Origin of the sequence: Mucilaginibacter lappiensis, from assembly GCF_050433765.1 — a bacterium.
Lineage (GTDB): Bacteria > Bacteroidota > Bacteroidia > Sphingobacteriales > Sphingobacteriaceae > Mucilaginibacter > Mucilaginibacter lappiensis_A.
Genome location: NZ_JBNPWP010000002.1, coordinates 583,375 through 595,794, shown reverse-complemented (window position 1 = coordinate 595,794; position 12,420 = coordinate 583,375). Strand labels below are relative to the sequence as shown.

General features: G+C 42.6%; 10 protein-coding genes. 5 read left to right on the top strand and 5 right to left on the bottom strand.

The window, feature by feature from the left end; translation table 11 throughout:
- Positions 1-172 precede the first annotated feature (172 nt).
- Entirely contained in the window at positions 173-1,366 is a 1,194-nt protein-coding gene (gene sucC, locus M2273_RS07955) for an ADP-forming succinate--CoA ligase subunit beta (RefSeq protein WP_429395126.1), read from the top strand.
- A gap of 226 nt (positions 1,367-1,592) precedes the next feature.
- Here sucC and M2273_RS07950 read toward each other — a convergent pair whose 3' ends face one another.
- Positions 1,593-3,233: an FMN-binding glutamate synthase family protein gene (locus M2273_RS07950; RefSeq protein WP_429395123.1), complete on the bottom strand. Its 1,641-nt coding sequence runs from the start codon at positions 3,231-3,233 to the stop codon at positions 1,593-1,595.
- Positions 3,234-3,397: 164 nt separating this feature from the next.
- Here M2273_RS07950 and M2273_RS07945 point away from each other — a divergent pair, with 164 nt between their 5' ends.
- Together M2273_RS07945 and M2273_RS07940 are read left to right on the top strand one after the other, a co-directional pair.
- Complete coding sequence (locus M2273_RS07945; protein ID WP_429395121.1) at positions 3,398-3,940, top strand: YceI family protein; 543 nt, start codon at positions 3,398-3,400, stop codon at positions 3,938-3,940.
- Positions 3,941-4,307: 367 nt separating this feature from the next.
- Positions 4,308-4,928 (top strand): L-threonylcarbamoyladenylate synthase, encoded by a 621-nt coding sequence (locus M2273_RS07940; RefSeq protein WP_429395119.1) that lies wholly within the window; start codon positions 4,308-4,310, stop codon positions 4,926-4,928.
- A 114-nt stretch (positions 4,929-5,042) separates the two neighbouring features.
- Here the strand turns inward: M2273_RS07940 and trpA are convergent, their stop codons facing one another.
- From trpA to trpD, 4 genes are read right to left on the bottom strand one after another with little or no spacing between them, the layout of a single operon-like run.
- Positions 5,043-5,813 carry a tryptophan synthase subunit alpha gene (trpA, locus tag M2273_RS07935; RefSeq protein WP_429395116.1) on the bottom strand — a complete coding sequence of 257 codons (771 nt, stop codon included), beginning with the start codon at positions 5,811-5,813 and terminating at the stop codon, positions 5,043-5,045.
- A gap of 13 nt (positions 5,814-5,826) precedes the next feature.
- Complete coding sequence (trpB, locus tag M2273_RS07930) at positions 5,827-7,008, bottom strand: tryptophan synthase subunit beta (protein ID WP_429395114.1); 1,182 nt, start codon at positions 7,006-7,008, stop codon at positions 5,827-5,829.
- Positions 6,992-7,636, bottom strand: a complete 645-nt coding sequence (locus M2273_RS07925; RefSeq protein WP_429395111.1) for a phosphoribosylanthranilate isomerase — start codon at positions 7,634-7,636, stop codon at positions 6,992-6,994. The genes trpB and M2273_RS07925 overlap by 17 nt, the downstream gene beginning before the upstream one ends.
- A gap of 2 nt (positions 7,637-7,638) precedes the next feature.
- Positions 7,639-8,628 carry an anthranilate phosphoribosyltransferase gene (gene trpD / locus M2273_RS07920; RefSeq protein WP_429395110.1) on the bottom strand — a complete coding sequence of 330 codons (990 nt, stop codon included), beginning with the start codon at positions 8,626-8,628 and terminating at the stop codon, positions 7,639-7,641.
- A gap of 277 nt (positions 8,629-8,905) precedes the next feature.
- Here trpD and M2273_RS07915 point away from each other — a divergent pair, with 277 nt between their 5' ends.
- Positions 8,906-9,847, top strand: coding sequence for an ion channel (locus tag M2273_RS07915; protein ID WP_429395107.1), 942 nt, complete (start codon positions 8,906-8,908; stop codon positions 9,845-9,847).
- A gap of 180 nt (positions 9,848-10,027) precedes the next feature.
- A complete protein-coding gene (locus M2273_RS07910) occupies positions 10,028-12,388 on the top strand; it encodes an ABC transporter permease (protein WP_429395105.1) in 2,361 nt (786 codons plus the stop codon).
- The last annotated feature ends 32 nt before the right edge of the window (positions 12,389-12,420 follow it).

Here is a 12,420-nt window from a genome sequence, read left to right as displayed (position 1 = left end):
TTTTGACAAGCAGGCTTAACAATCAATTGCAGTTGTCTTGATACTCGCTACTTGATACTTCTTCTTAATTGTAAAGACAATGTTAATAATCGTAATACCTTTAAATAAACTCCATTTAGGGTATTATCCTTTGAAACAAAATTGTAGATTTACCGCAAATTCTTCAAAAAACATGAATATTCACGAATATCAGGGCAAAGCCATATTAAAGAGCTTTGGCGTTAGAGTTCAGGAAGGCATTGTTGCCGATACTGTTGAGCAGGCGGCAGAGGCTGCCCTTAAATTGAAAGAAGACCTGGGATCGAGCTGGGTAGTAATAAAGGCACAGATACATGCTGGTGGCCGCGGTAAAGGTGGCGGTGTAAAGCTGGCCAAAAACCTTGACCAGGTAAAGGAAATTGCAGGCAATATTATTGGTATGCAATTGGTTACTCCGCAAACCGGACCGGAAGGTAAAAAAGTAAAAAAAGTGTTAGTAGCCCAGGACGTTTATTATCCCGGCGAAAGCGAAACCAAGGAGTTTTACATGAGCGTATTGCTTGACCGTGCTAAGGGCCGCAACATTATCATGTACAGCACCGAAGGCGGTATGGATATTGAAGAAGTTGCACACTCAACTCCTGAGTTAATATTTAAAGAAGAAATTGATCCTAAGGTTGGTTTGCAGGGTTTCCAAACCCGCAAAATAGCCTTTAACCTGGGCCTGTCGGGCGAGGCGTTTAAGGATATGACCAAATTCATAGCTGCTCTGTACAAAGCTTATGAGGCTACAGATTCTTCACAATTCGAGATCAACCCGGTGTTAAAAACATCTGATAATAAAATTTTAGCTGTTGATGCAAAAGTTAACCTGGATGACAATGCATTGTTCCGTCACCCTGATTATGCTGCCATGCGTGATACTGATGAGGAAGATCCAACAGAAGTTGAAGCCAGCAAATCAAACCTTAACTATGTAAAGCTTGACGGTAACGTAGGCTGTATGGTTAACGGCGCAGGTTTGGCTATGGCTACCATGGATATTATAAAACTTGCCGGTGGCGAGCCTGCTAACTTCCTTGACGTTGGCGGTACTGCCAATGCCGAAACTGTTAAAGCAGGTTTTAATATCATCCTGTCTGATCCTAACGTAAAAGCTATCCTCATCAACATTTTTGGTGGTATTGTACGTTGCGACCGTGTTGCTCAGGGTGTAATTGATGCTTACAAAGAGATTGGTAACATTCCGGTTCCAATCATTGTACGTTTACAAGGTACTAATGCAACCGAAGCAAAAGCATTAATTGATAACTCAGGTCTAAAAGTTTACTCGGCTATATTGCTGAAAGAAGCTGCGGAAAGAGTTAAAGAAGTATTGGCGCTGTAAGTAGCCGCATTATATATTGAAAAAGGGGAAGTGAAAGCTTCCCCTTTTTTTGTTGCAATTTTTTGTCTGAACCTGGATTAATTTGTCTGAACCAGGATTTTGTCTGAACCGGGATTAAACAGATTAAAGGATTCCTCTGATTTTTACAAATCAAATCCAAAAAATCTGATAAATCTGTTTAATCCCGGTTCAGACTATCATCATCGCAATCACACCAATCAACGGTTTAGCTCATATACGAACTCACATTGCTGTAATCAACGTTGGTTACCGTACTATAATCAGGTACAAAGGTATTTTCGCTGCTGATGGCCATATCCAGCTCAAAGCTTGAAGGGTAAGGTGTATTCAACAAGCTGCCTTTGGGTATGTAGGGAAACAGTTCGCCATAGGTTTGTATCTGGCTATGATTTATACGACGATAGATGAACATACGGTGCAGGTCGCAAGGTTTAGTTAGACCTGCCGCGCCAATCATTTGGATGGCGCTGCTTACCGTTTGTTTGTGGAAGTTGGCCACACGTACCTTTTTATCATCAACTACCAGGCCCCGCATCAGATCTTTATTCTGCGTTGCCACACCAGTTGGGCAGGTGTTCATATTGCATTCCAAGGCCTGTATACAGCCCAGGGCAAACATCATTCCGCGGGCGCTGTTGCACATATCAGCTCCTAAGGCAAAGTTCTTCACCAGATCGAAGCCTGTAGCAACCTTGCCCGATGCAATCAGTTTGATATATCTTTTAATATCGAAACCTGTTAATGCATCATAGATAAAGGCCAGCGCCTCGCGCAGGGGCATCCCTACTGAGTTCGAAAACTCCAGGGGAGCGGCTCCTGTACCTCCCTCGCCCCCATCTACCGTAATAAAATCGGGATAGATACCGGTTTTAACCATGGCCTTACATATAGCCAAAAACTCACTTTTATGACCCACGCAAAGTTTAAAGCCTATGGGTTTGCCTCCAGATAATTCACGCAGCTTTTTTATAAACTGCATTAAGCCTATAGGGTTGTTAAAAGCGGTATGGTAAGGAGGTGATACCACATCCTGTCCCATCTCTACCAACCTGATCCTTGCAATTTCGGGTGTAACTTTGGCGGCGGGTAAAATACCGCCATGCCCCGGCTTTGCACCTTGCGACAGTTTTATCTCAATCATTTTTACCTGCGGCAAAACGGCCCGCTGGGCAAAGGCATCATAATCAATGGTACCATCAGGATGGCGGCAGCTAAAATAGCCTGTCCCAATTTGCCAAATGATATCGCCACCCGGTTTCAGGTGATAATCGCTTAAACCACCTTCGCCGGTATTGTGTGCAAAATTATCAAGCTTAGCGCCTCCGTTTAAGGCAAGGATCGCGTTTTCACTGAGTGAACCAAAGCTCATGGCCGATATGTTATAAACACTGGCCATGTAAGGTTGCTTGCAATCAGGTCCGCCTACCTTTACACGTGGTGAAAGATCAAGCTTATGATGATCAATAGCGGCAATACTATGGTTAAGCCATTCGTATCCATCTTCATATACATCAAGCTCGGTACCAAAGGGACGGGTATCATCAACCATTTTTGCCCGCTGGTAAATTACACTGCGGTTTTGGCGGTTAAACGGTGTACCGTTGGTATCGCTTTCAATAAAGTACTGGTATATTTTAGGGCGAAGCTCTTCCATCAAAAACCGGAGGTGACCAAATACCGGATAATTACGCACTATGCTATGCTTTTTTTGAACCAGGTCATAAAACCCTATAACATATATGGGTACGATGATCAGGAACGACCATGCCGCCGGTTTCCATATCATAGTCCACGCTATAAGCGCGGCAAAAATGATAATGAATGAGGTGATAAAAAGCTTCTTCATAAATAGATTATTTAATATAAAAATAACTTTTAAAGTTAAACAATAGCGCAATTGTATGGTTAAACTTGTAATCCAATGTCTGCAAATTGTAATTAAATAAAAATAGATGTTTAAACATCTATTTTGTTAGTATATTTGTATCAACAAACAAAATAAAAAAAATCATGGCAACAGAAACAGCAACAAAATGGGTTATTGACCCAATGCATTCAGAAGTACAATTTAAAGTAAAACACTTAGTTATCTCAACAGTAAGCGGCTTTTTCAAAAGCTTTGAAGGCGAACTGATAACCGATGGTGATGATTTTGAAAACGCAGAAATTGATTTTTCACTTGACATCAACAGCATTGATACCAACCAAAGCCAACGCGATGAGCACTTGAAATCGGCCGAGTTTTTTGACGCGGAAAAATATCCAAAGATCAGCTTCAAATCAACATCATTAACTAAAACAGATGATGAAGAATATGAGTTGACTGGTGACCTTACTATAAAAGATGTAACCAAACCCGTAAAACTTAATGCTGAGTTTGGCGGTTCGGCAGCTGATTTTTATGGCAACACTAAAGCAGGTTTTGAAATTTCAGGCAAAATTAACCGTAAAGATTTTGGTTTAACCTGGGATGGCGTAACCGAAGCCGGTTCAATTGTAGTAGGCGAAGATATAAAACTGCTTATCAACGTACAGTTTGCTAAACAAGCTTAATTGTTTTAATGCTGTTGCTGTGTTTTAACTTTTAAAATGCCGCTGTTGTTATGCAAGTAACAACACGGCATTATTGAAACACTTAACAGGTTAAAATTTATTATACCAGAAGTCATTTGCTATTAGCAAATGACTTTTTTTATTGTCTGAACCTTGATTTTTCACAATAGTGATTATTTTAATGGAGTTCAAGAAGGCTTCGCCGTTAACCAGATTTAAGGGTTAACAGGATTTTTTTGTATAAAGGCTGTCATGCTGAGCCTGTCGAAGCATGGTGGGCAGGCCTCTTCGCACGATCCTTCGACAGGATGACAGGCCTTTTATGTTTTTTTAAACCAACTTATAGGTATATTTGTCTTACCCTATTATGCTTATTAAAATATATCCCGAAAATCCCAACCCTAAGGCCATTGAGCAGGTGGTTGAAGTGTTGCGCAAAGGTGGCCTCATCATATACCCTACCGATACCATTTATGGTTTGGGCTGCGATATTACTAATCATAAAGCGATTGAGGCTATCTGTAAGATCAGGAACATCAGGCCCGAAAAAGCTAATTTTTCCTTTATATGTTATGATCTGAGCCATATATCTGATTATATAAAACCGATTGACAATGCTACCTTCAGGGTGCTTAAAAAAGCTTTGCCAGGGCCGTTCACCTTTATATTCAATGCCAGCCACATGGTGCCCAAAATGCTTAGTTCCAATAAAAAAACGGTGGGTATCAGGGTGCCGGATAATGATATAGCCCGCGAAATTGTCAGGGTGCTGGGTAACCCTATCCTTTCAACATCCATAAAAGATGATGATGATATTGTGGAATACTCTACCGACCCCGAACTGATCCACGAGAAATACGAGGATCTGGTGGATATTGTTATAGATGGTGGTTATGGCGATAACGTGGCATCCACCGTTGTAGATTGCACATCAGGCGAGTTTGAAGTGATACGTGAAGGTAAAGGCGAACTGGAGTTGTATTTGTAAATCTATTTCCGCAATTCCTTTGTCATCCTGAGGAACGAAGGATCTATTAGTAAACTTTGCATAAAGCAGAATAGATTCTTCGCTATCGCTCAGAATGACAAATTTTTCTTGTTCTTACCCCCTTATTGATTTTACAAATCCCGGTATCTTCTCCATATAATTTTCCTCAGCGAGCAGCTTTACAAATTTGCTGCCTACAATAGCGCCATTGGCATATTCGCAGGCTTTTGTAAAGGTGGCATTGTCTGAAATACCGAAACCGATAATGGCCGGATTTTTCAATTCCATAGCCTTAACCCGTTTGTAATAATCTTCAATATTGTTGGTCAGCTGCAGACTGCCACCGGTAATAGATGATGAAGACAACAGGTAAATAAAACTGTTGCTCAATTCATCAATTTTACGGATACGGTTAGCCGAGGTTTGCGGAGTAACCAGGAATATATTACTCAGGTTATTATTAATGAAATAGGACGAGTACAATTCTTCATACTCATACATTGGCAGGTCAGGAACTATAATACCATCTACGCCCAGTTCCGCGGCTTTTTTGCAGAAACGTTCCACACCGTATTGTACTATCGGATTAACATATCCCATCAACAATATAGGTATGGTAACGCGTTTACGAAGTTCGGTCAGCTCTTCAAAAAGCTTGTTAAGGGTCATGCCGTTTTCCAGCGCCTGCTCAGAACTGTGCTGGATGGTTGGCCCATCAGCAACCGGGTCTGAATATGGAAAACCTACCTCCAGGAAATCAACCCCGGCTTTTTCCAAAGCTTCGGCAATATCAACGGTAGTGTTTAAAGCAGGATAACCCGCGGTATAATATATAGATAACAAGTTATCCTTTTTTGAAGCAAAAAGCTGGTTCAGGCGGTTCATTGTAATTGAACTATTAATAGTTAAAATATTTTATATACGTATCCAGATCCTTATCGCCCCTGCCCGACAGGCAGATCACTACATTATCGCTGGGGTTAAACTTCATTTTTTCAAGCTGTGCCAGTGCGTGGGCTGTTTCAATGGCCGGGATAATTCCTTCCATTTGTGAGCAAAGCAAACCGGCCTGCAGAGCCTCATCATCGGTAATGCTCACGTATTGAGCCCTGTTTATTTTGTATAAGTACGCATGTTGCGGACCAATACCCGGATAATCTAACCCTGCCGAAATAGAGTATGGTTCAACAACCTGCCCGTCTGGTGTTTGCATCAGTATGGTGCGGCTGCCGTGTAATACACCTTCGTGACCCAAAAAGGTAGTAGCTGCCGAGTGACCGCTATCTACACCCTTGCCTGCTGCTTCAACGGCTACCAGTTTAACCTGCTCGTCATCTAAAAAGTGATAGAACATGCCCATGGCATTACTGCCACCGCCTACACAGGCCAAAACATATTCAGGCAGCTCTTTACCGGTATGCTCTAACAGTTGTTTTTTTGTTTCTTCTGAAATAACCGACTGGAAACGGGCTACCATGTCCGGATAAGGGTATGGACCAACAACGGATCCAATGATGTAATGCGTATCAACCGGGTTTGCTATCCAGTCGCGCAGGGCCTCATTAGTGGCATCCTTCAGCGTTTTACTGCCCGATGATGCAGGCCTTACGGTAGCACCCAACATTTTCATACGTGATACGTTAGGGGCCTGCCGGGCCATATCTATCTCGCCCATGTAAACCACACACTCAATACCCATCAGGGCACATACGGTAGCGGTGGCTACTCCATGCTGACCTGCACCGGTTTCGGCAATGATACGTTTTTTGCCCAAACGTTTGGCCAGCAATATTTGCCCAATGGCATTATTGATCTTGTGTGAACCGGTATGGTTAAGATCCTCGCGTTTGAAGAATATGTTTGCACCATACTTTTCAGAATATCTTTTGGCGTGGTATAAAGGCGAAGGCCTGCCCACATAATTTTTCAGCAAGTCATCAAATTCCGCCTTAAATTCAGGGTCATTGATAATGCTGATGTATTGCTGCCTTAACTCTTCCACGTTTGGATACAGCATTTCGGGGATGTAGGCGCCGCCAAAATCGCCGTAATAACCATGCTCGTTAACTCCGTATTTCATCTTTAATATTCTGTTTTTTGATGATATCAAATGCTTTTTCCAATTTCTCTATATTCTTTACACCCGGTTCTGTTTCAAAACGGCTGTTCAAATCAACCGCGTAAAGCTGCGGGTGACTGATCTTTTTTATCTCATCCAGGTTATCCAGGCTTATCCCGCCCGATAAAAAGAAAGGCAAATCAAGCGTATATTTATTTAAAATGTCCCAGTTAAATATTTTGCCCGAACCGCCATATCCGGAGGTTTTGGTATCGAACATAAAATAGTCCACATTGTTCGCATAATTATTAAGCTTTCCGAAATCAAAGTCGTTATCAACCCCAAACGCTTTTATAATCTTTACCTTATTTTTGAAAGTACTGCAAAACTCCGGGCTTTCGTCACCATGCAGTTGTACGGTATCAAACCCGTATTTATCAATCAGCAGGTTAATATTATCGACGGTTTCATTTACAAAAACCCCTGTTTTATGTATGGTAGACGGAATTGTTGCCAGTGCATCAGCAGATAAGGCATCAATAAAGCGTGGCGAGCGGCCGTAACATATAAAGCCCATATAGTCCGGCTTTAAGGCGGCTACAGCTTTAATATTTTCAGGCTCTCGTAAACCACAAACTTTTATTTTCATGCTTAGTTCTGCAATAAAACGTTAAAACTATTTAATGCCCTTTTGTCCAACAGGGCCTCTTCGGCTTCATAATAGCAATCGGCAAAGCTTTTTTCAGGATGGATGGTTTTTATGGCCAATGCTGCATTTGATAACACTACATTGTTTTGTGCCAGTGTGCCCTTACCATTTAATACATCGCTAAAAATTTTTGCTGACGCGGCTACACTATCGCCACCGGCAATGGCAGCTGGATCTAACCTTTCAAAGCCTAAACTTTCTACCGTGTTTATCTTTTCGCCCTCGGCCGAAAATGTTTTAAAATCGCAGGTGAGCGAAATTTCATCATATCCTTCCAACGCGTTCACTATAGTGTATTTGATGGTCGACTTTTGATACAGATAGGCATAAACACGGGCAAGTTCCAAATTAAACACGCCTACCAACTGGTTATGCGGTTTCGCGGGGTTAACCATGGGGCCCAGCATATTAAAAAATGTTTTTACTGCCAGTTCGCGGCGTATGGGTGCTACGGTTTTCATAGCCGGGTGAAACAAGGGAGCATGCAGAAAGCAAATATTTGCTTTATCAATACCATTCTTCAGCTTATCAGCATCATTGGTGAACTGGTAACCCAGGTATTCCATCACGTTTGATGATCCGCAGCCTGATGATACACCGTAGTTACCATGCTTGGCTACTTTATAGCCGGCACCCGCCACTACAAACGATGCCAGGGTTGATATATTGAAGGTATCTTTCCCGTCGCCACCCGTACCGCACAGGTCAATCAGTTCATCGGTTTCCAGGTCAATGGGTAAGCAAAGCTCCAGCATAGCATCACGAAAACCTTCCAGTTCCTCAACTGTGATACTGCGCATGCAATAGGCAGTCATGAACGCCGCCATTTGCGAGTTGTTATACTTACCCTGCGCAATGTTTATCAAAATATTTTTTGACTGCTCCCTGCTAAAGGTTTTGTGTTCAAAAAGATGATTTAATATCTGTTTCATATGCCCCCCTGCCCCCTAAAGGGGAAGTTCTTTGATTTACATTGTTATAATTAATCCCCCACTTCAGGGGGCATAAAAAAAGGGTTACCGTATGGCAACCCTTCTGAATATTATTTTAAAAAACAAAAACGGAATTGCCTCACGATTAATCGTTAAGCCACCACCAGTTATTGTTTAATACTATCATTTTCATTTGTGCCACAAATATGGAAATAGTTTTTACTAAAAGCAAACAGAATGATAAATTTACGCAAAAGCCCAAAAACTTACATTTAAAATGTCTATACATAAAGAAAAAATAAATCCCGAGGATGACCTTGGCTTTGGCACACAACCAGTTATCAAAAGCCAACCTGTTATTAATAAGGATGGTACTATCAACGTAAAGCGTACCGGGATCTCTTTTTTCAGCACATCAAATAGTTACCATTCCCTGATCACCATGAGCTGGACAAAGTTCTGGGCGATAGTTTTAAGCGGATATATGATAGCCAATATCTTATTCGCATTTATATATGTTTCACTTGGGGCCGACAGCCTTGACGGAAAAAGTGGCGTTACTTTTTTCGATCATTTTATGGATGCCTTCTTCTTTTCGGCACAAACCATATCTACTGTGGGTTACGGACATATCAGTCCGCAGGGAATGGCAGCCAATAGCGTTGCCGCTTTTGAATCGATGATGGGTTTACTTGCTTTTGCTTTGGCTACCGGTTTGCTTTACGGACGTTTTTCAAGACCATCGGCAAAAATATTATATAGTAAAAACATATTGATAGCTCCATACCGGGGCGGGCGCGGCATCATGTTCAGACTGGCAAACCAGAGGCGCAACATATTGATAGACCTTGAAATGGAGGTCGTATTCTCATACAACGAAGAGGTAAACGGAAAAACGGAGCGCAAGTTTTTTCAACTGGAACTAGAAAGGAAGCGGGTGAGTATTTTAACCCTGAGCTGGACCGTTGTACATCCGCTTGATGAAAACAGCCCGATCAAAGACATAACACCCGAAGAACTGGAAAAAGCACAGGCCGGTTTTTCGGTGGTACTAAAAACTTTTGATGATACGTTTTCGCAAACCGTTCATTCACGTACCACTTACCAACATGACGATCTGGTATGGAGCGCCAAATTTAAACCAGCTTTTGAAAGGGATGAGGACGGCCGCGTTGTTTTGGATCTGAGTAAGATAAGTGACCATGAGGTGATTGGTTGAAGTTTGTCTGAACCGGGATTTTTAGGGTAAATGCCAGATAATCTCTGTAATACAACCGCACGCAATCGTCCGCTTATGAACGGCTGGAGAAACAACGAAACTGATAAAATATTATTAATCAATTAATTAAAAAACTGGCATGGTTTTGTAATACCATAAGTTCAATAACATACTGGTACCATGCTTAAAAACTACGTTAAAACTGCCTGGAGAAATTTATTTCGCAACAAATTCTATTCATTTATTAATATTGCCGGACTTACTGCCGGGCTGGCCATTGGTATACTGATTTTGCTTTGGGTACAGGACGAGTTAAGTTTTGATGGCTTCCATAAAAACGCCGATAACATTTACCGCGTAGAACTTTTTGGAGGCACAGGCGCCAGTAAACAGATCTGGGAAAGTACAGTGGCCCCCATAGGTCAGTTGGCTAAACAGGAACTCACTGAGGTGCAGGACCAGGTGCGCATAACCCCCAACTGGTATTTCTCGCTATATAAATACAAGCAAAAAGTTTTCGGCGAGCAAAATGTAGTCTTTGCCGATCCTTCCCTGTTCAACATCTTTGATTTTCCGCTGGTGGAGGGCAATACCGCAAAGCCTTTTGTAAGTGATAACTCTGTTGTTATCACCAAAAAAACAGCGCGAAAATATTTTGGTACCGATGATGCCATTGGTAAAGTACTCGTGGCCGATGGTAAGGAAAACTTTACGGTAAGCGGAGTTATTGACGATTTCCCGCTTAACTCCAGCATCAACTTTGATATGATTATGCCCATGAGTTACCAGGTTAAATCTATACTGGTAAACAGCAAGATGGATGTGAACACCGATTTTAGCAATTACAGTTATCAAACCTATTTTAAAGTAAAACCAGGCACATCGTTAAAAAAACTCTCGGCCGATCTGTTTAACATACACATTAAGCACCGCGCCGAAGATACCGATGCCGAATACCTGCTGCTGCCCATCAATAAAATGCACCTGTACAATGCCGATGGTACCGATCGCGGCATCCAAACGGTGCGCATTTTTATCATCATAGCCCTGGTTATTTTATTAATAGCCTGTATCAATTATGTAAACCTTTCAACAGCGCGCTCGTTACTGCGCGCCAAAGAGATCAGCATGCGTAAAATTATAGGGGCGGGCAAAATGCAGCTGTTTATACAGTTCCTGGCCGAGACAGCCTTACTGTTCCTCATCACCACGCTATTTGCACTGTTCGCCATTTACCTGCTGATGCCGGTATTTAACCAACTGGCCGGCAAGCAACTGGTGTTTAACCTGCTCAATCCACACATCTGGCTCATTATAACCATCACAGTAATAGCTACACTGGCCTTATCCAGCATTTACCCGGCCATGCTGTTATCATCCTTCGAGCCTTTAAAAGCCCTGAAGGGCAAAATAAACGGCAGCATTGGCGATGCCCTTTTCCGTAAAATACTGGTGGTGGTGCAGTTTACCTTTTCGGTAGTACTTATTGTGAGCACTTTGGTTATTACCCAGCAACTCAAATACATCCAATCAAAAAATTTAGGGTATGATAAAAGCCACGTTTTTGGTGTCTGGATGCGGGATGCCTCAAGACATTACGATGCCGTAAAGGCCGAGCTTTTGAAGCAACCCGGCGTAGAGGGCGTAACCCGGGCAACCGGCAACATAATCAACAGCGGCATGATCTCGGGCGATAATTCATGGGAAGGCAAAGCACCGGGCCAAACCTTTATCCTGCACCCCATGGGGATAGATAAGGATTTCATCCAGTTTTTTAAGCTCAAAATGCAGCAAGGCAGCAGCTTTAGCGGTGCCGTAGCCGATTCGACCCATTTTATACTTAATGAAGCCGCCCTAAGGGAGATCGGCATGAAAAACCCTATCGGTAAGCATTTTCGTTTCCAAAAAACAAACGGCACCATCATCGGCGTAATTAAAGACTTTCATTTTGCCAGCCTGCGTGAAAAAATTGCACCCGCCATTTTCTTTTATCGCCCGGCCGTTTACCAAACCATGTATATAAAAACCAGCACCAATAATGCGGCCGCAGCCATAGCCGCGGCGGGTAGCCAGTTTAAACAATACAACGGCGAATTCCCTTTTTCTTATAACTTCCTTGACGAAATATTCAACAACCTTTACCAGGGCGAACAGCGCGAAGGTACCCTGTTTAACTATTTTGCAGGCATGGCCATACTGATATCATGCCTGGGCCTGTTGGGCCTGGCCGCCTACACCGCCCAGGTACGCACCCGCGAAATTGGTGTGCGCAAGGTATTGGGTGCATCGGTTACAGGCGTTATTGGCCTGTTGGCTAAGGATTTCATCAAACTGGTATTCATCGCCATTGTTGTAGCTACCCCCATAGCCTGGTACGCCATGAACAACTGGTTGGATGCCTTTGCCTACCGCATACCCATCCACTGGACGGTTTTTGTACTGGCCGCAGGTATAGCCATCGTTATCGCATTTGCTACCATCAGCTTCCAATCCATCAAAGCAGCGATGGCCAACCCGGTGAAAAGTTTAAGGAGCGAGTAGGGAATGTATTAAGCGTAGTCAGACTACAGTGA

Coding starts and splice junctions, on each gene's coding strand:
- sucC (WP_429395126.1), top strand. CDS start 173: ATGAATATTCACGAATATCAGGGCAAAGCCATATTAAAGAGCTTTGGC.
- M2273_RS07950 (WP_429395123.1), bottom strand. CDS start 3,233: ATGAAGAAGCTTTTTATCACCTCATTCATTATCATTTTTGCCGCGCTT.
- M2273_RS07945 (WP_429395121.1), top strand. CDS start 3,398: ATGGCAACAGAAACAGCAACAAAATGGGTTATTGACCCAATGCATTCA.
- M2273_RS07940 (WP_429395119.1), top strand. CDS start 4,308: ATGCTTATTAAAATATATCCCGAAAATCCCAACCCTAAGGCCATTGAG.
- trpA (WP_429395116.1), bottom strand. CDS start 5,813: ATGAACCGCCTGAACCAGCTTTTTGCTTCAAAAAAGGATAACTTGTTA.
- trpB (WP_429395114.1), bottom strand. CDS start 7,008: ATGAAATACGGAGTTAACGAGCATGGTTATTACGGCGATTTTGGCGGC.
- M2273_RS07925 (WP_429395111.1), bottom strand. CDS start 7,636: ATGAAAATAAAAGTTTGTGGTTTACGAGAGCCTGAAAATATTAAAGCT.
- trpD (WP_429395110.1), bottom strand. CDS start 8,628: ATGAAACAGATATTAAATCATCTTTTTGAACACAAAACCTTTAGCAGG.
- M2273_RS07915 (WP_429395107.1), top strand. CDS start 8,906: ATGTCTATACATAAAGAAAAAATAAATCCCGAGGATGACCTTGGCTTT.
- M2273_RS07910 (WP_429395105.1), top strand. CDS start 10,028: ATGCTTAAAAACTACGTTAAAACTGCCTGGAGAAATTTATTTCGCAAC.